The 20837-nt window shown below is 72.2% G+C and carries 20 protein-coding genes and 1 tRNA gene; 3 read left to right on the plus strand and 18 right to left on the minus strand.

The features are described 5' to 3' along the window. Nucleotides 1-3: 3 nt before the first annotated feature. The 9 genes from E4V99_RS02430 to E4V99_RS02470 all read right to left on the minus strand — a co-directional run bounded on the left by E4V99_RS02430 (nucleotide 4) and on the right by E4V99_RS02470 (nucleotide 9773). On the minus strand, nucleotides 4-348 hold the full coding sequence (locus E4V99_RS02430; protein ID WP_240742810.1) for a TfoX/Sxy family protein: 345 nt from the start codon (nucleotides 346-348) through the stop codon (nucleotides 4-6). After that, on the minus strand, nucleotides 345-1415 hold the full coding sequence (locus E4V99_RS02435; RefSeq protein WP_135063784.1) for an ATP-dependent DNA ligase: 1071 nt from the start codon (nucleotides 1413-1415) through the stop codon (nucleotides 345-347). Before E4V99_RS02435 ends, E4V99_RS02430 begins: the two co-directional genes overlap by 4 nt. Nucleotides 1416-1458: 43 nt before the next feature. Then, a complete protein-coding gene (gene ligD, locus E4V99_RS02440) occupies nucleotides 1459-2493 on the minus strand; it encodes a non-homologous end-joining DNA ligase (protein WP_135063780.1) in 1035 nt (344 codons plus the stop codon). Nucleotides 2494-2557: 64 nt separating this feature from the next. Further along, a complete protein-coding gene (locus tag E4V99_RS02445) occupies nucleotides 2558-3694 on the minus strand; it encodes an SseB family protein (RefSeq protein ID WP_135116329.1) in 1137 nt (378 codons plus the stop codon). A 33-nt stretch (nucleotides 3695-3727) separates the two neighbouring features. Continuing rightward, the gene (locus E4V99_RS02450; RefSeq protein ID WP_135063774.1) at nucleotides 3728-6163 is read right to left on the minus strand and encodes a UvrD-helicase domain-containing protein; all 2436 of its coding nucleotides are present in this window, start codon (nucleotides 6161-6163) and stop codon (nucleotides 3728-3730) included. A gap of 106 nt (nucleotides 6164-6269) precedes the next feature. Continuing rightward, nucleotides 6270-6866 (minus strand): general stress protein, encoded by a 597-nt coding sequence (locus E4V99_RS02455; protein WP_240742809.1) that lies wholly within the window; start codon nucleotides 6864-6866, stop codon nucleotides 6270-6272. A gap of 61 nt (nucleotides 6867-6927) precedes the next feature. After that, the gene (locus E4V99_RS02460; protein ID WP_135063771.1) at nucleotides 6928-7884 is read right to left on the minus strand and encodes a hypothetical protein; all 957 of its coding nucleotides are present in this window, start codon (nucleotides 7882-7884) and stop codon (nucleotides 6928-6930) included. Nucleotides 7885-7947: 63 nt separating this feature from the next. Further along, nucleotides 7948-8733, minus strand: a complete 786-nt coding sequence (locus tag E4V99_RS02465; protein WP_135063768.1) for an ABC transporter permease — start codon at nucleotides 8731-8733, stop codon at nucleotides 7948-7950. Next, nucleotides 8730-9773: an ATP-binding cassette domain-containing protein gene (locus E4V99_RS02470; protein ID WP_135063765.1), complete on the minus strand. Its 1044-nt coding sequence runs from the start codon at nucleotides 9771-9773 to the stop codon at nucleotides 8730-8732. The genes E4V99_RS02465 and E4V99_RS02470 overlap by 4 nt, the downstream gene beginning before the upstream one ends. A gap of 61 nt (nucleotides 9774-9834) precedes the next feature. Between E4V99_RS02470 and E4V99_RS02475 the strand changes: the two genes are divergently transcribed. The 3 genes from E4V99_RS02475 to E4V99_RS18395 all read left to right on the plus strand — a co-directional run bounded on the left by E4V99_RS02475 (nucleotide 9835) and on the right by E4V99_RS18395 (nucleotide 11569). Next, entirely contained in the window at nucleotides 9835-10821 is a 987-nt protein-coding gene (locus E4V99_RS02475; protein ID WP_135063762.1) for a YafY family protein, read from the plus strand. Between the two features lie 124 nt (nucleotides 10822-10945). Beyond that, nucleotides 10946-11437 (plus strand): hypothetical protein, encoded by a 492-nt coding sequence (locus E4V99_RS02480; protein ID WP_135063759.1) that lies wholly within the window; start codon nucleotides 10946-10948, stop codon nucleotides 11435-11437. Between the two features lie 57 nt (nucleotides 11438-11494). Further along, nucleotides 11495-11569, plus strand: a tRNA-Met gene (locus E4V99_RS18395). A gap of 86 nt (nucleotides 11570-11655) precedes the next feature. Here E4V99_RS18395 and E4V99_RS02485 read toward each other — a convergent pair. The 9 genes from E4V99_RS02485 to E4V99_RS02525 all read right to left on the minus strand — a co-directional run bounded on the left by E4V99_RS02485 (nucleotide 11656) and on the right by E4V99_RS02525 (nucleotide 20797). Beyond that, entirely contained in the window at nucleotides 11656-12333 is a 678-nt protein-coding gene (locus E4V99_RS02485; protein ID WP_135063756.1) for a hypothetical protein, read from the minus strand. Nucleotides 12334-12439: 106 nt separating this feature from the next. After that, complete coding sequence (locus E4V99_RS02490; protein WP_135116330.1) at nucleotides 12440-13033, minus strand: GNAT family N-acetyltransferase; 594 nt, start codon at nucleotides 13031-13033, stop codon at nucleotides 12440-12442. A gap of 69 nt (nucleotides 13034-13102) precedes the next feature. After that, nucleotides 13103-13312: a hypothetical protein gene (locus E4V99_RS02495; protein WP_135116331.1), complete on the minus strand. Its 210-nt coding sequence runs from the start codon at nucleotides 13310-13312 to the stop codon at nucleotides 13103-13105. A gap of 50 nt (nucleotides 13313-13362) precedes the next feature. Then, a complete protein-coding gene (locus E4V99_RS02500) occupies nucleotides 13363-14217 on the minus strand; it encodes a CoA ester lyase (RefSeq protein WP_135116332.1) in 855 nt (284 codons plus the stop codon). After that, nucleotides 14214-15401 carry a CoA transferase gene (locus E4V99_RS02505; protein WP_135116333.1) on the minus strand — a complete coding sequence of 396 codons (1188 nt, stop codon included), beginning with the start codon at nucleotides 15399-15401 and terminating at the stop codon, nucleotides 14214-14216. The genes E4V99_RS02500 and E4V99_RS02505 overlap by 4 nt, the downstream gene beginning before the upstream one ends. Continuing rightward, nucleotides 15398-17338 (minus strand): SUMF1/EgtB/PvdO family nonheme iron enzyme, encoded by a 1941-nt coding sequence (locus tag E4V99_RS02510; protein ID WP_135116334.1) that lies wholly within the window; start codon nucleotides 17336-17338, stop codon nucleotides 15398-15400. Before E4V99_RS02510 ends, E4V99_RS02505 begins: the two co-directional genes overlap by 4 nt. Then, complete coding sequence (locus E4V99_RS02515; protein WP_135116335.1) at nucleotides 17335-18267, minus strand: ribokinase; 933 nt, start codon at nucleotides 18265-18267, stop codon at nucleotides 17335-17337. The genes E4V99_RS02510 and E4V99_RS02515 overlap by 4 nt, the downstream gene beginning before the upstream one ends. Further along, nucleotides 18264-19631 carry an ADP-ribosylglycohydrolase family protein gene (locus E4V99_RS02520; RefSeq protein ID WP_135063735.1) on the minus strand — a complete coding sequence of 456 codons (1368 nt, stop codon included), beginning with the start codon at nucleotides 19629-19631 and terminating at the stop codon, nucleotides 18264-18266. The genes E4V99_RS02515 and E4V99_RS02520 overlap by 4 nt, the downstream gene beginning before the upstream one ends. Further along, the gene (locus E4V99_RS02525) at nucleotides 19628-20797 is read right to left on the minus strand and encodes an ADP-ribosylglycohydrolase family protein (RefSeq protein WP_135063730.1); all 1170 of its coding nucleotides are present in this window, start codon (nucleotides 20795-20797) and stop codon (nucleotides 19628-19630) included. Before E4V99_RS02525 ends, E4V99_RS02520 begins: the two co-directional genes overlap by 4 nt. Nucleotides 20798-20837 lie beyond the last annotated feature (40 nt).

Raw genomic sequence — 20837 nt, forward strand, 5'->3', positions numbered from 1 at the left:
CGGTCAGGCCTTCGCGTCGCCGGAGTGGATGCCGACGTCGAGCCAGTGCGCGAGGTCGGACTCGTCCTGGACGCGCTCGGAGGGCACGCTGAGCCATCCCGGCCCCATCGGCCGGTCTTTGCCCATGAACGCGGGAACGCCGCCGTCCTCGAGCAGGGCGTCGTAGTCGGCAGGATTCACGCGCACGAGCAGGTCTCCGACGCGGCCGGCGGCCACGGCCATCCGTTCGTTCACCATGAACGACAGACCGCCGAACATGCGCACCTCGCGCACATCCGGGTAGGCGGTCAGGAGGACGCGGATCCGCTCGGCGAGAGCCTGCTGCGACCGCGGGGCGGGTGTGGTCACGAGGGACCTCCCTCTTCGGGGAAGATGGCCGAGAACCGGAAGTCCGCGGCTTCTTCGAGCTGGTCGAACGTGCACGAGCGCGGATCACGGTCTGGGCGCCAGCGGCGGAAGCTGGGGATGTGGCGGAAGCGGTCGCCCTCCATGTGGTCGTACGCGACCTCGACGACGAGCTCGGGGCGCAGCGGCTCGAACGACAGGCTCTTGCCGGCGTTCCATCTGCTGCCCGCGCCCGGCAGGTCGGGCCGGTCGCCCTGCGCGGCCCACCCGCCCCACGGGTGCGCGTCGAGGTCGACGTCTCGGTAGGGCGCGAGTTCGTCCAGGAGGCTCTTGCGCCGAGCCATCGAGAAGGATGCGGTCACCCCGACGTGCTGCAGTTGCCCGGAGTCGTTGTAGAGGCCGAGGAGCAGAGAGCCGACGACGTCGCCGGTCTTGTGCCAGCGGAAGCCGGCGACGACGCAGTCGGCCGTCCGCTCGTGCTTGATCTTGAACATCGTCCGCTTGTTGGGCTGGTACGTGCCCGTCAGCGGCTTGGCGACGACGCCGTCGAGGCCCGCACCCTCGAACATGTCGAACCACTCGCGCGCCCGGGCCATGTCGCCGGTGGCGGGGGTGACGAAGACGGGGGCGGCAGCATCCGCCAGCGCCTCGACGAGCCCGGCGCGACGTTCGGCGAACGGGCGGTCCATGAGGTCGGCGTCGCCGAGCGCGAGCAGGTCGAAGGCGATGAAGGAGGCCGGGGTCTGTTCGGCGAGCATGCGGACGCGGCTATCGGCGGGATGCACCCGCTGCTGCAGCGCCTCGAAGTCGAGACGGTCGCCGGTGACCACGACGATCTCCCCGTCGATGACGCACCGCGGCGGGGTGTTGGCTCGGATCGCCTCGATCAGCTCGGGGAAGTAGCGGGTCATCGGCCGCTCGTTCCGGCTGCCAAGGATCACCTGGTCGCCGTCGCGGAAGACGATCGTGCGGAACCCGTCCCACTTCGGCTCGGTGTGCCCGAGGTCGGGGATGTCCGAGACGGACTTCGCCAGCATCGGGGCGACGGGCGGCATGACGGGGAGCTGCACGTGTCCAGTCTCGCGTGCGGGGAGCCCGATGCGCCAGGTCCGGCTACTCCTTCGGCCAGTTCTCCGGGTTGAGGCGGCTGGGCTGCACGCGCGGGGGCTCGCCGGGCATCTTCGGGAAGTCCGGCGGGAACGGCAGTTCACCCAGCCCGTCGTCGAGGTCGCGCTGCCACCACTCCAGGAGCGTGTCGATGCGGCCGGGCCGCTCGAGGAGGCCCGCCCACGGGTCGCCGACCGTGGCGAGGCGCTCGGGGACCGTGCGGACCGTGAAAGCAGAGGGATCCACCGCATCCAGCTCGTCCCACGACACCGGCGTCGACACGGTGGCTCCCGGCGACTGCCGCGGCGAGTAGGCCCCGGCCATCGTGCGGTCGCGGTTGGCCTGGTTGAAGTCGAGGAAGATGCGTTCGCCGCGCTCCTCCTTCCACCACGCGGTCGTGACGCGGTCGGGCATGCGCCGTTCCAGTTCGCGCGACGCCGCGATGACGGCGTGCCGCACGTCGAGGAATTCGTGCGTCGGCTCGATCGGGCAGAACACGTGCAGGCCGCGGTTGCCGCTCGTCTTGATCCAGGGCTCGAGCTCCGCCTCGCGCAGCACCTCGCGCAGGGCGTGCGCGGCGGTCACGGCCTCGGCGAACCCCGTGCCTGGCTGCGGGTCGAGGTCGATGCGCAGCTCCACGGGGTTGTCGGGGTCGCCGGCGAGCGAGGCCCACGGGTGGAAGACGATGGTGTTCATCTGCGCCGCCCACACGGCGGAGGCGATCTCGGTGACCACGAGCTGCGGATGCTTCCGGCCGCTGTTGTACGTCACGGTCACGGCTTCGACGTAGTCGGGCGCGCCCTTGGGCGGGTTCTTGGAGAAGAAGCTCTCCCCGTCGATGCCGTCGGGGAAGCGCTCCAGCGACACCGGCCGGTTCCCGTTGGCGGCGAGGAACGGCTCGGCGACGGCGATGAAGTACTCCGCCAGCTCGCGTTTGGTGATGCCCTGCTCGGGCCACAGGACGCGGTCGGGGTTGGAGATGCCGACCTCGCGGTCGCCGTGCGGTCCGGGAACGGTCAGCGTGATGCGCGGTGACGCCATGCTCCGACGCTAGCGGGAGCCCACCGCATCCGACAGCCTCCGCAGTGCCGCGTTCGGGTGGGAGCTACTCGGCGAGGGCGAGGAGTGGGGCCAGGTCGGCGCGGCTGAGGCGGATCCAGGGGCCGGCCGGGTTCACCAGCACGCCCGTCAGCTGCGGATCGCGGGCCAGAGCCGTCGCCAGACGTGCCGGCGGGATCGGCGCGGCCGCGTCACCCCGGTTCAGGGCGACGGATTCCAGCGGGTGCGAGAACACCTCGAGGTAGCGCTCGCCCTCGGCGGTGCGCGTTTCGGCGACGCCGAAGGGGCCACCCTCCTGGGTGCGCTGCACGGCGACCCACAGCGGCGCCTCCGTCATGGCGAGGACGACCTCGCTCGCGGTCGCGTCGGTGCGCGGCGCGCTCAGCAGCGTCTTGATGCGCAGCGCCTCGTCGGCATCGTCCACGGCGCGCTGGAGCACCGCGGTGGGCAGCACCGCGCGCGCCGGCGCGGAGTTGTTGTCGAGGATGAGCCCGGCGAAATCGCCGGAGAGGACGTGCCGCAGCACGGCGAGCACGGGTTGACCCATCGCGGAGGTCTTCACGTCGCCGTCGGCGCGGACGCTCGCCTGGAGCGCCGCCCCGCCGCTGTAGGCCAGCACGTAGCGGTCGTCTCCGACCGCCGCGACCGACAGCGGCAGCGACTTGCCCGCCGACAGCAGCTCGCGCGCGTCGCCCTGCACACGCAGGAACAGGTGCCCCTGCAGCAGCTGTCGCACGACGTTCATCAGCTCCGGGCCGGTGGGCTTGGATGAGAGCCCGGCCAGCGCCTGGACGAGCAACGTGTTGTCGCGGAGCCCCGGGACGGTGGAGGTGGGCTCGGGCGCCTCAGCCGGCACGGGCCGTCGGGGCGGGAGTCGGCGCGGTGCGTCCGGTGCGGCGGAACCGGATGCTGCAGCCGCTGCCGGCGCACCCTCCGGGGCTGACGCGCCTTCCCCCGGATCGTCGGCGCCGCTCACGGGTGCCGCGGTCGGTGCACCGGCGCCGGCGCCCATTCCGCGGAACGAAGAGACGGAGATCCCCACCGCCGGCGCCTGCGGCGCGTCGGCCTCGGCCGGAGAATTCCCGCCCTCGCGCTCGGGATCGACCGGCTGCTCGCCGGGTTCGATCCCCTCGTCGGGCACGTCGGCGGGCGGGGAGTTCTTTCGGCGGGAGAAGAGAGCCATCCCCGCCAGCCTAACCACCGCGGCGCGGTGGCGTCAGAGCTTGGTGATCGGGGCGATCTTCACGAGCAGCTTCTTGGCGCCCACCTTCTCGAACCGCACGTGCGCGACGCGCTTGGCGCCCTCGCCGGTGATGGCGTCGACCTGGCCCTCGCCGAAGTCGTCGTGGCGGATGCGGTCACCCGGGGCCAGCTCCATGTCGCCGTTGTCGCGCACCTTCGCCGGGATGCGGTTGGGGAATTTGTCGATCGCCGACGACTTCGGCACGAGGTCGTCGCCGTAGCGTCCCTGCCCGGGGCGCCGCGGACGCGCATTAAGCGCCCGCGACTGCATTCCGCCGCGTGAATTCACATCTCCCGGCGACTGCCGCCAGTCCACCAGGTCGGCCGGGATCTCCTGCAGGAAGCGGCTCGGCATGGCCACGGAGACCTCGCCGAACTGCGCGCGCGTCATCGCGAGGGAGAGGTACAGGCGCTTGCGGGCGCGCGTGATGCCGACGTAGAACAGCCGGCGCTCCTCCTGCGGACCGCCGGGCTCCCCCGCCGAGATGCGGTGCGGGAGGAGGTCCTCCTCGACGCCGGTGAGGAAGACCGCGTCGTACTCCAGGCCCTTCGCGGTGTGCAGCGTCATGAGCGACACCGAGCCCGAGGCATCCTCGAGGTCGTCGGCGTCGGAGACGAGGGCGACCTCCGTGAGGAAGTCCACGACCGTGCCCTCGGGATTGTTGCGGGCGAATTCGCGGGTCACCGCGATGAGTTCGTCGAGGTTCTCCAGTCGTGCCTCGTCCTGCGGGTCACGGCTGGCGCGCAGCGCGTCGAAGTAGCCGCTCTTGTTCAGCAGCAGCGTGAGCCCCTCGGCGACGGCCGTGGGCGGCGCCAGCTCACCGGAGGCGGGCAGCATGATCTCCCGCGCTTCGGCGAGGACCGCGTCCAGGTGCGCGATCGCCTGCTGGAGCTTGGGCCCCACGCCCAGTGCGGAGGCGTTGGCCAGCGCGTCGCGGAACGTGATCTGCTCGTCGGCGGCGTACCGCGCGATCGCCGTCTCGGTCACGTCACCGATGCCGCGTCGGGGCCGGTTCAGGATGCGGCGCACCGCCATCTCGTCGGCGGGGTTGGCCACGGCCACGAGGTACGCCATGGCGTCTTTGATCTCGGCCCGCTCGTAGAACTTCGTGCCGCCCATGATCTTGTACGGGATCGCGGAGCGGATGAAGATCTCCTCCAGCGCACGCGACTGGGAGTTCGTCCGGTAGAACACGGCCATCTGGCTGTAGTCGACGCCGCCCTTGCGCAGCGCCTCGATCTCGTCGGCGACGAACTGCGCCTCGTCGTGCTGCGAGTACCCGGTGAACCCGATGATGGGGTCACCGGCGCCCACGTCGGTCCACAGCCGCTTCTCCTTGCGGTCGAAGTTGTTGCTGATGACGGCGTTGGCGGCGGAGAGGATGTTCTGCGTCGAGCGGTAGTTCTGCTCGAGCAGCACGACCTTGGCGCCGGGATAGTCGCGCTCGAACTCGCTGATGTTGCGGATGTCGGCGCCGCGGAACGCGTAGATCGACTGATCCGAGTCGCCGACGACGGTCAGCGACGCCGGCGCCTTGGCCGGATCGTCGGCCGGGTCGGCGTCGAAGATCATCATCCCGCCGCTGGAGGCGATGGGTCCGGCGTCGGATCCGATCGGCCGGGTCAGCTCGTGGATGAGCGCGTACTGGGCGTGGTTGGTGTCCTGGTACTCGTCGACGAGGATGTGGCGGAACCGGCGGCGATACACGTCGGCGACGTGCGGGAACGCCCGGAACAGGTACACCGTCTGGCCGATGAGGTCGTCGAAGTCGAACGCGTTCGCCCGCTGCAGCGCCCGCTGGTACGCGGAGAAGATCTCCACGAAGACCCGCTCGACGGGGTCGCTCATGTTCGCCTGACGCGCGTACGACTCCGCGTCGGCGAGCTCGTTCTTGAGCTTGGAGATGCGGCTCTGCGTGCCGGCGGGGGTGAGGCCGAACGCATCCCCCTGGTGCTCCTTGACGAGGCGCTTGATGAGTGCGCGGGAGTCGCCGGAGTCGTAGATCGTGAAGGCCTTGGTGAACCCGAACTGCTGCGCCTCCCGGCGCAGGATGCGCACGCACGCGGAGTGGAACGTGGAGATCCACATGCCCTCGGCGCGGTCGCCGATCAGCTGCCGGACGCGCTCGCGCATCTCGCCGGCGGCCTTGTTGGTGAACGTGATGGCGAGGATCTGGCTCGGCCACGCCTCACCGCTGCGCAGGAGCGACGCGATGCGGCGGGTGAGCACGCTGGTCTTTCCGGAGCCGGCGCCCGCGACGATGAGCAGCGCCGGGCCGCGATAGGTCACGGCCTCACGCTGGGGCGGGTTGAGCCCGGCGAGCAGATCGTCGTCCGCGCGCGGTGGTTCCACACCGAACTGCGGACCGCGATCGCCGCCGACGATGAGGGGCGTGGATGCGTCGGTCATGGCCCGTTCAGTCTAGGCGGGGGCCCTGACAGCCAGCCCGGTGCCCGGACCGCACAGGCGGCGAACCTGGGCACGCCCGGCTCAGGGGTCGGCGCGACGGCGCGCCTCAGGAGGCCGGCGGTCCGGCCGGCGGCGGAGGAGTCTGCGGCGCCGTGGGAGCGGAAGGCGGCGCCGCGGGAGCGGAGGCCGGACCTGCCGGAGCGGCGGCGGGTGCGGGCGGCGCGGATGCGGCGGGGGCGGCGGCGGGCGGTGCGCCGAGCGTGGACTGGGCCTTCAGCAGCTGGTCGGCGTCGACCATGACGTCCCACCGCTCGGCCTCGAGCTTCTGCGTGGATGCGAAGTCGCGGCGGCCGCGCGTGATCCAGTGCCCGATGAACCCGAACACCGCGCCCCAGATGGCGCCCAGCACGAGGCCCCACAGCAGGAGCCACAGCCACGTCAGCGGCGGGGCGAGGAGTCCGAACAGCAGTCCGATCAGCAGACCGAACCACGCTCCGGTGGCGGCGCCGTAGCCGGCGGCGCGTCCGTTGGTCATCCGGCCGGTGACCTGCTCGACGATGCGGACGTTGTGGCCCACGATCGACACCCGCTCGACGGGGAATCCGGCGTCGGAGAGCCGGTCGACGGTGGCCTGCGCGTCGGGGTACTGGGTGAAGCTGGACAGCAGGCGCCGTTCGGGCACCGCGGTGGTGGCGTCGCTCATGACATCCCCTTCCGGGATCGCATACCTCACAGTGGCGTCAGTGTATGCCCGGCCCGGCAGCTCAGCGCCAGGGACTTGCCGGATCGGCGTCGCGCGCCCGTACGAGGCGCAGGGCGAGTCCGACGACCAGCATCAGCACGCCCACCGCCACCGCCCACCACGCGCCGGATGCGTCGCCCAGGACGGCGGCGACGTCGGGGCGGATGCCGGGGAGCTGTCCGCTCCACGCGTCAGCCACGGCCCGCATGCCTGCGATCCCGATGAACGCGGATGGAACAGCGAGTCCGGCACCGAGGCCGGCGAGCACCATGCCCCACGCCTGTCGGCGGCCGAACTGCGCCACGAGGGCCCACACCGCCGCCACGAACGCCCACAGCGCCAGGGCCACCGATGGCACGAGGTACGCCCAGCGCACCGCGGCGTCGGTCCAGAACGACGACCAGAATGCAGCGGGACCGGCGATCGACACCGCGACCAAGGCGAGCACGCATCGCAGCACGACGACGCCGCCCACGGCGGCGATCACCGGCCACGGCGACCTCTGCCGGATGAGCAGCCGCACGACAGTCGCGAAAACGAGCCATCCGCCCAGCGCCACGAGGAGATCCACCCAGCCCAGCAGCGCGGTCTGCACCGCCCGCGTGGCCACCAGCAGCGCTCCGGGCACCAGGATCATGAGCCAGCGGTCCAGCGGCAGCATCCCGAGCGTCGATTCCCGCGCACGCCACGGGCGCGTGGAGGCCAGCCATGCGGCGCGCGCGCCGGCAGCTCCCGGCCGGCGCACCAGCCGGGTGCGGGCCGAGACCATGCCGATCACGACCCACGCCACCGAGAGCACGAGCAGCACGCGCGCCATCCACACCAGGGTGGGATCGGCGAGGCCGGGGACGGGAACCGCATCGGGTGTTCCGTCGGCGGCGAGCGAGGCGTCCACGCCGAACGCCACGGCGACCCCGCTCAGCAGCAGCAGGACGGCGACGACCACCGCCAGAACCCCGTTCCGCGTCGCCGTCGCCATCCCCTAACGCTAGCGCCCTTGCACCCCTGCTTTTGTCCGTCCCGGACGGGGGTTCGGGAGGGGTCAGTGCGAGCGTCGCATCGCCCGGATTCCGACGAGCAGCCCCACCGCCGCGAGCACGAGCGCCGACACCCATCCCCACGCCACGGCCGAGGCGCCGAGGTCGCCTGCGAACAGCGCGCGCTCGCCCTGCACGACCCAGTTGATCGGGTTCACCGCGGCCACCACGCGCATCCAGGAGGGTGCCGCATCCAGGGGCAGGAGCATCCCCGACAGGATCAGCAGGGGGAAGATGAGCGTCTGCTGCACACCCCAGAACAGCCACTCGCGATCCTTCGTCGCCAGGGCAAGGGCGTACGACAGCGACCCCAGGCCCACCCCGAAGACGGCCAGCAGCGCGAGCCCGAGAACGAGCCCGGCGGGGTGGATCGAGAACCCGAACGGCCACGCGATCAGCACGATGAGAAGCGACTGCACGAGGATCGGCACGATCTCCTTGAGCGCGCGGCCCACCAGGAGCGACGACCGCACGAGGGGTGCGACCAGCGTGCGCTCGTGGGAGCCGGTCATCATCTCATACTGCAGGTTCGACCCCGTCGCGCCCGTGCCGAAGAGCACGATCATGACGAGCACGCCGGGCACGAACCACTGCAGGGTCTCCGACGCGGGAGCCCCGGAGCTGCCGATCAGCAGCGGGGCGAAGAGCCCCAGGAACACCAGCGGCTGCACGAGGCTGAAGATGAGGGTGAACGGATCGCGCACGACGGGTTTGAGCTCGCGCGTGAGCACGTGCCACGTGTCGCGTGCGGCGTTGCCGCGCACGGCGGTCTGCGAGGCGGATGCGGTCATCGGGATGCTCCTGTCGGCTGGGCGGGTGCGGCCGGCGCATCCGCGGATTCGGTCTCCTCGGCGTGCTCGCCCTCGCCGGCTTCGCGCAGGGTGCGCCCGGTGAGGGCGAGGAAGACGTCGTCGAGGGTGGGCGGGACGCCCGTGGCCCGCGTGACCGCGAGTCCCGCCGCATCCAGCGCCCGGATGGCCGCCGGCAGCAGCGTGTCGCCCTCCGGGGCGGTGAGGGTGAGGGATGCGCCGCCCTCCCGCCGCACTTCGCGGTCGGTCAGTCGTCCCACGACGGCGAGCGCGGCGTCGGCGTCCGCCGCGGAGCCGAAGCCGAGCGTCATGAGGTCGCCGGCGAGCTCGGCCTTCAGCCGCGCGGCGGTGTCATCGGCGATGACGCGTCCGCGGTCCATCACCATCACGCGCTCGGCATAGCGGTCGGCCTCTTCGAGGTAATGCGTCGTGAGGAACACCGTCGTGCCGTGCGAGACGCGCAGGTCGAGGATGTGCTGCCACAGGTTCGCGCGGCTCTGCGGATCCAGGCCGGTCGAGGGCTCGTCGAGGAACAGCAGCGGCGGGGCGTGCATGAGGCCCAGGGCGATGTCGAGGCGCCGCTTCTGCCCGCCGGACAGCTGCTGCACCGCGCGCGTCGCGAACGGGGTCAGATCCAGCGAGGCGATGAGGTCGTCCGCCCGCGACACCGATGCCGCCCGTGACATGCCGTAGAACGCGCCCTGGCTGAGCAGCTCGTCGCGCACGCGCTGGGAGAAGCTGCCACTGGTGAGCTGGCCGACGTAGCCGATACGCGCGCGGACGCCCGCCGGGTCGCGCAGGATGTCGCGGCCGACCACGCGCGCCGTACCGGCGGTGGGCGGAAGGAGGGTCGTGAGCATGCGCAGACTCGTGGACTTGCCCGCGCCGTTGGGCCCGAGGAAGGCGACCAGTTCGCCGGCGGCGACCTGGAAGGTGAGGTCGGTGACCGCCTCGACGGTCTTCTTCTTGACGGTGAAGCGCTTGGTCAGTCCCTGCGCTTCGAGGATGGGTTCGTTCGCCATGCCGAGAGGGTAGGAGCGGATGCGGACACATGATGTCCGCGATGAATGGCAGAGTGTGCGCATGTCCGACACCACCAGTCGCGCACTCTCGCTGCTCAACCTCCTCCAGACGCACCGGCACTGGCCGGGCCCCGAGCTGGCCGCGCGCCTCGGCGTGACGGAGCGCACGGTGCGGCGCGACGTCGACCGCCTGCGGGAGCTGGGCTACCGCATCGAGTCCACGCCGGGCGCCGCGGGCGGCTACCGGCTCGAAGCCGGCAGCGCCGTGCCGCCGCTGCTGTTGACGGATGAGGAGGCCGTGGCGATGGCGATCGGACTGCGGATCGCCGCATCCCAGCGCCTCGTGGGCGGGGCGGAGACGGCACTGACCGCCCTCGCCAAGCTCGACCAGGTGCTGCCCACCGCCGTCCGCCGGCGCGTCGCGGCCCTCGCCGACGCGGTGCGGCCGGTGGGCGTCGGCGGGGGCGAGGCCGCATCCACCGAGGTGCTCGGCGAGCTCGCCCTGGCCTGCCGCGATTCCGAGCGCGTGCGCTTCACGTACACATCCGCTTCCGGTGAGTCGACCCATCGCCGGGTCGAGCCGCACACCCTCTCCCCCGCCGACCGGCACTGGTATCTGCTGTGCTGGGACCTGGATCGCGACGATTGGCGCACGTTCCGCGTCGATCGGCTGTCGGGGATCGAGCACACCAGGGTGCTGTTCGCCCCGCGCGAGCTCAGCCAGGAGCAGGTCGACGAGTTCATCCTCGTGGCGCGGTCGTGGGTGCGTCAGCCGGTCGAGGCCGACATCGTCATGGAGCTTCCCCTCGAGGACATGCGCGCGCTCTTCGGGCAGTGGGGCCAGGGCGCGACCGCCGAGGACGACGAGCGCACGCGCTGGCCGGTCGGCGGATCCGACTGGCGCGAGACGATGTACGGCATGTCGTGGGTGCCCGCCGGGGTGCCGTACACGACCGACCTCCCCGAGCCGCATCGCGCGGAGATGCGCGAGGCACTGACGCGGATGCTGCAGGCCCTCGCCGCTCCCCCGCCACCGCCCCGGCCGTGAGCGCGCGTCGCTCCGAGGTGACGGATCCGTCGCCTCCGGGCGAGCAGGATGTCATACGGCGGTCGTACGGGATCGAGCCGATCGGCGGATCCGTCCGCGGCATCGGCTTGCCTACCGTCGTCTCATGACCGAATCGAGCTCGTCCGCCTGCGCCCTCTCCGCGGAGGCCACCGGACGCTGGCGTCACGCGGACTCGCGCCGCACCCCTGTCGTCTCGCTGCTCCTTCCCGCCGGCGACGACGATCGTGACCTCGGCGCGCGACTGTCGGCCGCGCTGGCGCAGACGATGCCCGCGCACGAGATTCTCGTGCTCGACACGTCGGGGGATGGCCGCCACTTCGCGACCTTCTCGGTGTGGTCGGAGCAACCCGCCGGGCCGGTGCTGCGCTACCTGCCGGTGCCCGGCGCTCGCCTCCGCGAGGCGCGGAGGCGCGGAAGCCGCCTCGCCGCCGGCAACATCCGCGTGGCCCTCTCCCCCGGCCTCGCCCCCACGAGCACGTGGCTGGCGCAGCTCGTCGCCCAGCTGCGGCGGCGACTCTCGTCCGCGTCGGTCGGCGCAGCGCCCGCGGGTGCGCTCGCGGTGAACGGGCGGCGACCGTGCGGCGCCGTCTCGTGAAACGGACCGTCACATCCTCGACGGCTGCACCCGCAGCGCATAGCGTCGAGGCATCATCGCGGCGTCCGGGCGGTCCCGGTCATCGGCTCATACCCGATCGCGTTGCGGGTTCGACTCCCGCCGTCGCGTCCACTCTCCCCCTCGGTGCCGGATGTCGCAGAGTGACTGAACGTCGCTTTGGTAGCGTGCGTCGTCGGCAAGGAACCCCGGCGGCCGCATCACTCTTTGACCCATATCTCGATCTCGCTCATCGCGGCCGACGTCGGGCCGAACTCAGCGGAAGCCTCCGGTACGTCGGACGCTTGGATCGTGAGCAGGATCTCCTGGGTCATCCCGGGCGCGAACACCAGCGCTTGGTAGTCGAAGATGTTGGCGTCAGTCACTCTCGGGAGCGCCGCGTCTCGGGCGCCGTTCTCCGTAGCCACCTCCAGGACGCGCACGCTGCCGTTGGCGTCATAGAGATCATTCGTCTTCGCATACCCATTGAGGATGCAGATCACCCGAACGTCTTCGCCCGCCGGCAACCGGAGGCTGATCTGCGCTCCGACGCCGCCTCCCGCTTCACCGGCAATCCACGCGGTCTGGCGGCTTCCATCCACTAGTTGTGTCGCGGGGTAGCTGAGGGATTGGCCGCTTGCGTCCTCATACTGGAGCTCGCTCGTAGCGACCGCCTCGATTCGGTCGGCCAGGCGAAGTTGCTGAGGGTTGTCGCACGTGGCGATCGCGGCGGCTTCTTCGGCAATGCCTTGTTGTATCCGAGCCGAGAGGAACACGACTCCTGCGGCCACCACTCCACCGATCAACCCTGTGCCGAGCAACGTGATCCAGAACGAGGGCCAGAAAGTCGACCAGTCTGACCCCGGGCGCGTCTTCTTCGGACTTTCTTCTTGGGGCATCCACCCCTCCCTGCGTCCACGTGGACTTCGGATGCGCACACTGTGCCATATCCGATGCGTCGGCTCAATCAATCCTCGGGCAGAACCGGTCGGTCGTGGCCGCGTGTCAGCCGGCGGCCGGCGGGATCGTCTTGCGCATCACGGTCTTGCTCTTGCCGATGTGACGCTCGAAAGTGAAACCGGCCTTCTCGAACATCGCCCTCGTGCCGTTGTGCAGGAAGGACGACGACGTCCGCTTCCCCGGAGCCAGCTCGTTCGGGAACGAGACGACCTCGCCCCCACCGGCCTGCGCGATCAACTCGAGCGCGCCGTCCAGCGCCTCGCGGGCCACTCCCGAGCGTCGGTGGTCGCGGTCGACGAAGAAGCACGTGATGCGCCACGGCGCGGGGTTCGTCTCCCCGGCGTCGTACTGCTTGCGGTGGTAGATGCCCGGCAGCTCGGCCGGGCTCCCGTACTGACACCACGCGATCGCGGCGTCCCCGTCGAAGACGAGCGCGGCGTGCGCGACCCCTTCAGCCACGAGTCGCCGCTTGAACGTCGGGCCGTCGTACTCGCTCTTGATGGTCTCTTCCGTGTCCCCGTGGAAGTACGAGCACCAGCACCCGCCCCACACGCCGTTGTGCTTCTCGGCAAGCGCGAGCCACGCCGGGAAGGTCTCGGGGGTGAGCGGCTTGATCACATGCGACGTCGTCGTGGCCACGCTCCCAGTGTGCCGACCGCGGGGGACGCTCGACAGGGACTCCCCTGCCGGGGTCACGGGACCGCGAGCTCAGGGCCGGTGCGACGTGGAGCGCTCGGTGCCGCGCTTGTAGTTGCCGGTGACGCGCGCCATGATCTGCTGCGGGTCGCCGCGCTCGATGTCGTCGAGGAACTTCCGCGCCGCCGCGTTGCGGAGCGTCGCGGCGAGGCGCCCGTGGTGGCGGATCTCCACGCGATCCCCGCGCTGCACGAACTCGAAGCCGCTGGGGAGACCTGCCATGGCTACGAGCATGCCGCACCCGGCGCGGCTCTGCGATCGTGCGATCGGGGTCAGTCGGCGGGGAGATCGGATGCGGCGAGCACGCGTTCCGCGGCTTTCACCATCGCGACGTCGATGAACGTGCCGTCCTCGAGCACGAACGCACCGGTGCCGTCGGCGGCGGCGGCTCGCACCCGGTCGACGATGCGCTGCGCGCGGGCGACCTCGTCGGCATGCGGGGTGAACACCCGGCGGATGACCTCGATCTGACGCGGATGGACGGCGGTGCGTCCCCCGTAGCCGAGCGCGCGGCCGGCGCGGCAGCTCAGCTCCAGCCCGTCGAGGTCGGCCACGTCGGCCCACACGGCCATGAGCGGCAGCGGCAGTCCGGCCGCCGCGGCGGCGTTGACGATGCGTGCCCGCGACCACGCCAGCCCCGGCTCCCCCGCCGGCCCGGCGGGAACACCGAGTTCGGCGCGGAGATCGGCCTCCCCCGCCGCGATCGAGGCCACCCCGGCCGTCGCGATCTCGAACGCCCGCTCGATCGACAGGGCGGACTCCAGTAGCGCGTGCACCTCGCGGCCGGGCAGCGCGGATCGGATCGCGGCGACGTCCTCGGCCGACTCGGTCTTGGGGAGCCGGACGCCGAAGGATGCGGGCAGGCCGGCGAGGGCGGCGAGGTCCTCGTCGTGGGCGGCGGCGCCGCGCGCATTGATCCGCACCTGCACGGCGGGGGCGCGGTCCCCGCGTTCGGTCCACGCGGCTGCGAAGTCGGCGAGCGACTCCCGCGCCTGCGCCTTCCGCGAGAGCGTCACCGCGTCCTCGAGGTCGACGATGACCGCATCCGCCCCCGCATCCAGCGCCTTCCCGAAGCGCTCCGGACGGTCAGCGGGCGCGTACAGGGCGACGAGAGTGCGGCCGGTCATGCGATCGATCCTTCCGCACGCAGGCGCGCGATGTCCTCCGCGGCGTAGCCGAGCGACTCCAGCACGTCGTCTGTGTCGGCGGCGTGCGCGCGACCGGAGAACGCGATTCTCGACTCGTCGCGCGACAGGCGGAACAGCGGCCCCTGCATGGCCATGTCGCCGAGTTCGGGGTCGTGGATGCGGTGGATCGTGCCGAGCGCCTGGAACTGCGGATCCGCAACGATGTCGGACGGGTCGTACACCGGCGCGACGGCGGCCTGCGCCTGCTCGAACGCGGCCACGACCTCCTCGCGCGTGTGCTGCGCGATCCAGCCGCCGACCGCGTCGTCGAGCTCGTCGGCGTGCTCGGCGCGGGTGGATCCGCTCGCGAACCATGGCTCCGCGGCGAGGTCGGGGCGGCCCACGAGCGCCATCACGCGCTCGGCGATCGACTGCGCGCTGGTGGAGACGGCGACCCACGATCCGTCGGCCGTGCGGTAGGTGTTGCGGGGCGCGTTGTTCGTGGAGCGATTACCGGTGCGCGGTTGCACGGTTGCCAGCTGATCCCACCGCGTGATCTGCGGGCCGAGCATCGCGAGGATCGGCTCGATGATCGCCACGTCGACCACCTGCCCGCGCCCGTCGCGCCCGCGCGCATGCAGGGCCGTCATGATGGCGTAGGCGGTCGCGAGCGACGCGATGCCGTCGGCGAGCCCGAACGGCGGAAGGGTCGGGGGTCCGTCGGGTTCGCCGGTCGCGGCGGCGAACCCGCTCATCGCCTCGGCGAGCGTCCCGAAGCCCGGCCGGCTGCGGTACGGCCCGATCTGCCCGAAGCCGGTCACGCGCGCCAGCACCAGGCCGGGGTTCTCGGCCGACAACTCCTCATACCCGAGGCCCCACCGCTCGAGCGTCCCGGGGCGGAAGTTCTCGATGACGACGTCGGCGGTGCCGGCGAGCCGGAGGAACGCGTCGCGTCCGTCGCCGGTGTGCAGGTCGATCGCGACGGTGCGTTTGTTGCGCCCCAGGGTCTTCCACCAGAGGTTCTGCCCGTCCTTGCTCGGCCCGTGCCCTCGCGCCGGGTCGGGGCGGGTGGGATGCTCCACCTTGATGACCTCGGCACCCATGTCGCCGAGGTGCATCGCCGCCATGGGGCCGGCGAACAGAGTGGAGGCGTCGATGACGCGCAGTCCGTCGAGCGGGGTCATGCGTTCTGCCCCCAGCACAGCCGGAATCCGATCGACGGCGACGCGTCCTGCCCGAGCCCCGGCAGCAGCAGCTTCGCGGCGAACTCCGGTGCCTGCACCCCGCCGTCGAAGTACCAGTCCGAGCCGTCACTGCGGTGCGCGCTGCCGCCTTTGAGCATGACGAACCGCGTTCGTCCGTCGGAGTGCTCCGACTCGGTCCAGTTCCACACCTCCGGCCTGCGACGCCGGAAGGCCGGGTCGGATGCGGCGAGCTGCCACTCGTCCTCCGTGGGAAGCCGTCCGCCCGCCCAGGCCGCGTAGGCGCGGGCGCGGGCGAAGGTCATCCCGGTCGCGGGGAGCTCGGGATCGCGCGCGTCGGTGTGCTCGCCGAGCGCGTCGAGGAACCGGGCGTACTCCGCCTCGCTCACCTCTGCGGCGGCGACCCGCACGGGATGCGGCACCTCGGCGACGCGCTCGAGCGTGCGCTGGTCGTGCAGGCGCGGCGGCAGCGGCTTCCACTCGTCGACGTACGGGGCGCCCTCGTACATGCCGGTCTCACGGGCGCGGAACCGGACCGTCAGCACGTGCGTGCCGGCGGCGACCGTCACGGTGCGAGGCTCCTCAGCATCGTCCCGGACAGGTCCCGTCCATGCCGGTGCGGGCAGTCGCCGCGCCCGGCGGTGCGGGAAGGACGCATTAGCCACGGGCGGTTCGGCGAGCAGCGCGGCCCGCACCTCCTCGACGACGGGCGGGACCGCCGCATCCGCCGGCACCTGCACGACGGCCGCGACACCGCCGGCCGGCACCGTCACCGACGACGCCCCGTCGCCGGGTTGGTGCAGCGGGACGTACCGTCCGTCGCCGGGAAGCTGGTGCACGACGTCGGCGTCGGACGTGTTGACCAGACACAGCAGCGTCACGCCGTCGAGATCGAAGGCCGAGCCGAAGACGGGCGCGTCGTGCACCGCCAGCGGCGTCCACTCCCCCTCGACGAACCAGCGGTGCAGGCCTCTCTGCACGGGCAGCATGCGACGGAGCGTCGCCGCGTCGCGGTCGTTCCACCCCACCCACACGCCGAACACGACCTCCCACACCATGACGCCGACCCCGTTCAGCCACGCCGAGCGCAGCTCCTCGGCGTGGTCGCGGTGCCAGCGGCGGATGTGGTGCTGCATGTGACGGCGCTCGAACCAGCGGGCCCGCAGGACGCCGGGAACCTCCGAGTCGGCGAACCACTGCGCCCACGACAGCGTGTGATCGGCGATCCGCTCGGTCGCGAGCTTCGACTCCCCCTCCAGCCCGATGCCCGGGCGCGCTGCGTCGAGCGCGGCCACGAGGTCGGGATCGGCCTTCTTGAGGGTGTCGAGGAAGACGCCGTCCGCCCCGAGCCGCCGGACCGTGGCGGCGAGCTCGGTGGCGTCGTCCCCCGCCCGCCGGGTGCCGACGTCCCACGGGTTGTAGTCCACGAACACCGCCACTCCCGCGGTGTGCAGCACCTCGGCGGCCTCGGCAAGACCCGGGACGGCGTAGAAGTCCCACTGGTTGCGGTCGTCGATGCCGATGACGGGGTACGCGTGCCACAGCACGATGCCGTCCAGGCCGCCGAACCGGCGCTGCGCGTCGGCGAGGAAGCGTTCGGGGGTGAAGCGCTGCGCCTCGAAGTCGAAGAAGAGCTCATCCCACAGCCACACCTGCGCCACCGTGAAGCACCGGCTCGCCCACGCCGACGCCGGGTCGTCGTAGCGGGTCGGTGCGCCGTGGCGGGCGCGGGCGCCCTGGCGCCACGCGGTCAGCTGCGCGCGCCACGCGTCGAGGTCGGCGGGATCCGCCGGGGCGATGAAGATCTTCGCGTCGTCGAGCCTCGTCGCCGCATCGCCAGTGGTGACGTCGACGGCCAGCGGAACCGGCGTCGGCCGGTCGATCTCGCGCGGGACGAGGGGATCGAATCCACCGCTCACGGCCGGCTCTCCTTCATGAGGGCGGCGACCTCGCCGGCGGTGGGGACGGCATCCTGCGCGCCGGGGCGCGTGACGGCGAGGGCGGATGCGGCGGCTCCGGCCCGCGCGGCGTCGACGAGCAGGGCGACGTCGACGCTGTCGGGGCGACGCCCGGAGGCGGCGAGCGCTGCCGCCAGGACACCGCAGAACGTGTCGCCGGCGCCGGTGGTGTCGACGGCCGTGACCACGTGCGCGGGAACCTCGGCGCGCTCGTCGCCGCATACCACGAGGCAGCCGCGGCGGCCGAGGGTGACCACGAGCGCCCGGACGGTCGAGGCGAGTGCGGCGACGGCGGCGTCCAGCTCGCCGGTTCCGGACACGTCGAGGGCTTCGTGCTCGTTCACCACGAGTACGTCCGTGACCGCCAGCAGCGCGTCGCGGGCTGATGTGAACGGCGCCGACGGCGCGGCGTTGAGCACGTGCCACGCTCCCGCGCCGCGGGAGGCGGCCGCATCCTGGACGAGCGCGACCGGGATCTCCAACTGCGTCAGGAGCACCGCGGCACCGGCGACGACCGCGCGCTGTGCGTCGGTCAGCGTCTCACGGGCGGCGTTGGCGCCGGCGGCGACCACGACGGTGTTCTCGCCGGAGGCGTCGACGGAGATGAGCGCGGTGCCCGTGACCCCTTCGGTCCGCACGAGACCGGAGACGTCGATGCCGTCAGCCACAAGCGCGGCGCGGAGGGTCTCCCCCTCGGCATCCGCCCCCACGGCTCCGACGAACGCGACCGCGGCGCCGCCCGCACGGCGGGCTCCGACGGCCTGGTTCGCGCCCTTGCCGCCGCCCGTGCGCACGAGCGAGGACGCCAACAGCGTCTCGCCGGGCGCGGGGATGCGGTCGACGCGGGCGACGACGTCCTGGTTGATGCTGCCCACCACGACGACGCTCACGACGCCACCTCCCACAGCGCGCACGTGCGCTCGGCGAGCTGTCGGATGGAGCGGTGCGAACCGCCGGGCATCGAGGTGGCGATCCGATCCTGCAGGGGCGAGGTCCACTGAGCGCCGATGCCGTCCGCGCCGACGAGTCCGCCGACGACCGACCCGACGGTCGCGCCGACGGAGTCGGTGTCCCAGCCGCCGGCGACGGCGAGCGCGACGGCGGCACCGAAGTCGCGGCCATGCGCCTGCAGCGCGCACGCCGTGAGCGCGGCGTTGTTGAGGGTGTGCACCCAGTGCATGCCGGCGTACTCGGCGTGCAGGGCGTCGAGCGCGTCCGCCGTGCTGAGGCGGCCATCGGCGAGGGCGCGACCGGTCGCACGCCCGAATCGCACGGCGTGCGCGAGACGGGAGGCAGGCGGGACCACGGCGTCGGCGGCGTCCAGGACGGCGTCGGCGGTGTCTGCGACGAGGGATGCGGCACAGAGGGCGGCCGCCCACATCTCGCCGTACAGGCCGTTGCGCGTGTGGCTCAGCCGCGCGTCGATCCATGCCGAGCGGGCGGCGGCCCGCACATCGCCCGGGTGCGCCCACCCGTGCACGTCGGCGCGGATGAGGGCGCCGATCCACTCCCGGAACGGGTTGAGGTGGGTCGCGGTCTCGGGCACGGGGCGGGCGTCGAGGATGTTGCGGTACGCCGCACGTTCGGCCGTGAAGACGCGGCCGGCGGGCAGGGCCGCGAGCCATGCCTCGGCGACGTGGTCGGTCGTCAGCTCCGTCCCGTGCTGCTCGAGCAGGTCGAGCGCCAGGATCGGGAAGTTCAGGTCGTCGTCCTCGGGCATCCCGGCGATGTTCTCGACGAGGGAGGTCGGCGCGGAGCGCCGGTTCCACGGCCAGCGCGCCGCGATGTCGGCGGGAAGGCCGCGGGCGGTGAAGTAACGCCGGATCGGCCAGTTGCCCGTCGCGCGCGCGATCTCCTCGATGCCCTCGCGCGGGATCTTCTCGACGGGTTTACCGAGAAGGCACCCCGCCGACCGCCCGAGCCACGCCCCGTGCACGCGGTCGAACCCGGCACTGCCCGAAGCCGCCGGCGGCTCGGGCGGCAGCAGCGCCTCGATCGCGTCCCACTCGTCGGGTTCGTCCGGGCTCGGCCGCTGCAGCGCCTGCAGTTCGTCGAGGACGGTCCGCGCGAGTGCACGCAGCGCCGCGGGCGCCGGCGTGGCGCTCGCGCCGGACGGGGCCAGCTGCGTCGCGCCACCCGCGTCCGCCCACCGGCGCTCGATCGGCCGCAGTTCCTCCTCGGGCACGCCCTGCTCGCGGAGGGCCGCGAGCTCGGCGGGGACGAGGTCTTCGGGCTGGGCCCACGTCAGTCTCACGCCGCGGCCTCCGGGGCCAGCAGCGTCGAGAGCGCGGCGGCACGTGCGGCCGCCCGCTCGGCGTCGGCGCGGGCGATGTCGCGGACGACGTCGGTCATCGCCGTGACGACGCCGTCGAGGTCGAGACGGCTGGCGGTGGACACGTCACTCACCCACTCGCTCGGCACGGCGGCGCTGCCGCGCAGGCCGCCGCAGATGGCACCGGCCATCGTCGCGATCGAGTCGGCGTCGCGGCCGTAGTTGACCGCATCCAGCACCGCCGCCCGGAAATCGCCGTCGTGGGCCACGACGAAGCCGAGGGCGACGGGCAGCTCCTCGATCGCTTTCGTGCGCGAGGGGAGCCGCGCGTCCATCGCCGGCGAGCGGTACTGCTCCCCCACGGTGTCGAAGGGCGCGACGGCCTGGCGGATGACGCGACCGAGCTCGCGCGGGTCGTCGGATCCGCCGGCGGCGAGGAAGGCGTCGACGGCGTCGAAGACGGCGCGGATGGCCGCGGCGGTGCCGTCGTGGGCGACCTGCAGCACGGCGCGGCGCACGTCGGCGACGGTCGCGCCGGGGGCGGCGGATGCGGCGACCGCGGCCGCGAACACGCCGGCGGCCTCCCGGCCGTAGGACCACTGGTGGGCGCCGGCGATGTCGATCGCCTCGGCGTACGCACCCTGCGGGTCACCGATGTGGACGAGCCCGACGGGGGCCATGTACATCGTCGCGCCGCAGTTCACGACGTTGCCGACGCCTGCTTCGCGCGGGTCGGCGTGGCCGTAGTGCAGCTTCATGACGAGCCACTTCTCGGCCAGGAACACGCGCTGCAGGATGAGCGCCTCATCCTCCAGTTCGGGGATCCAGCGGCGTTCGCCGATCATGAGCGGGACGAGGTCGCTCGCGACGTCGTACGCGTCGAGGTGGCGCCGCTGCTTGGCGTACACCTCGATCAGCGCGTGGGTCATGAGGGTGTCATCCGTCACGTGCCCGTCGCCCTTGTGGTACGGCGCGATGGGCCGCGCCGTACGCCAGTCGGGCAGGAACGGGCCCACGATCCCCTCGACACGTCCCCCGTGCCGCTCTTCGATCTGCTCGGGCGTCCAGCCCTCGGTCGCTCCGCCGAGCGCATCGCCCACGGCGGCCCCCGCCAGTACTGCTGCCACCCGATCGTGCAACACGTCCATTCGATCCCTCTCTTCGTTCACGCGTGGTGTCGCGGGGGCG

Source organism: Microbacterium sp. dk485 (genome assembly GCF_004570445.1).
Classification (GTDB): Bacteria; Actinomycetota; Actinomycetes; order Actinomycetales; family Microbacteriaceae; genus Microbacterium; species Microbacterium wangchenii.

Excerpts from the sequence above, each read along its gene's own strand:
- ligD (WP_135063780.1), bottom strand. The coding sequence starts at position 2,493 with ATGGCGTCACCGCGCATCACGCTGACCGTTCCCGGACCGCACGGCGAC.
- E4V99_RS02445 (WP_135116329.1), bottom strand. The coding sequence starts at position 3,694 with ATGGCTCTCTTCTCCCGCCGAAAGAACTCCCCGCCCGCCGACGTGCCC.
- E4V99_RS02450 (WP_135063774.1), bottom strand. The coding sequence starts at position 6,163 with ATGACCGACGCATCCACGCCCCTCATCGTCGGCGGCGATCGCGGTCCG.
- E4V99_RS02455 (WP_240742809.1), bottom strand. The coding sequence starts at position 6,866 with ATGAGCGACGCCACCACCGCGGTGCCCGAACGGCGCCTGCTGTCCAGC.
- E4V99_RS02460 (WP_135063771.1), bottom strand. The coding sequence starts at position 7,884 with ATGGCGACGGCGACGCGGAACGGGGTTCTGGCGGTGGTCGTCGCCGTC.
- E4V99_RS02465 (WP_135063768.1), bottom strand. The coding sequence starts at position 8,733 with ATGACCGCATCCGCCTCGCAGACCGCCGTGCGCGGCAACGCCGCACGC.
- E4V99_RS02470 (WP_135063765.1), bottom strand. The coding sequence starts at position 9,773 with ATGGCGAACGAACCCATCCTCGAAGCGCAGGGACTGACCAAGCGCTTC.
- E4V99_RS02475 (WP_135063762.1), top strand. The coding sequence starts at position 9,835 with ATGTCCGACACCACCAGTCGCGCACTCTCGCTGCTCAACCTCCTCCAG.
- E4V99_RS02480 (WP_135063759.1), top strand. The coding sequence starts at position 10,946 with ATGACCGAATCGAGCTCGTCCGCCTGCGCCCTCTCCGCGGAGGCCACC.
- E4V99_RS02485 (WP_135063756.1), bottom strand. The coding sequence starts at position 12,333 with ATGCCCCAAGAAGAAAGTCCGAAGAAGACGCGCCCGGGGTCAGACTGG.
- E4V99_RS02495 (WP_135116331.1), bottom strand. The coding sequence starts at position 13,312 with ATGGCAGGTCTCCCCAGCGGCTTCGAGTTCGTGCAGCGCGGGGATCGC.
- E4V99_RS02500 (WP_135116332.1), bottom strand. The coding sequence starts at position 14,217 with ATGACCGGCCGCACTCTCGTCGCCCTGTACGCGCCCGCTGACCGTCCG.
- E4V99_RS02505 (WP_135116333.1), bottom strand. The coding sequence starts at position 15,401 with ATGACCCCGCTCGACGGACTGCGCGTCATCGACGCCTCCACTCTGTTC.
- E4V99_RS02525 (WP_135063730.1), bottom strand. The coding sequence starts at position 20,797 with ATGGACGTGTTGCACGATCGGGTGGCAGCAGTACTGGCGGGGGCCGCC.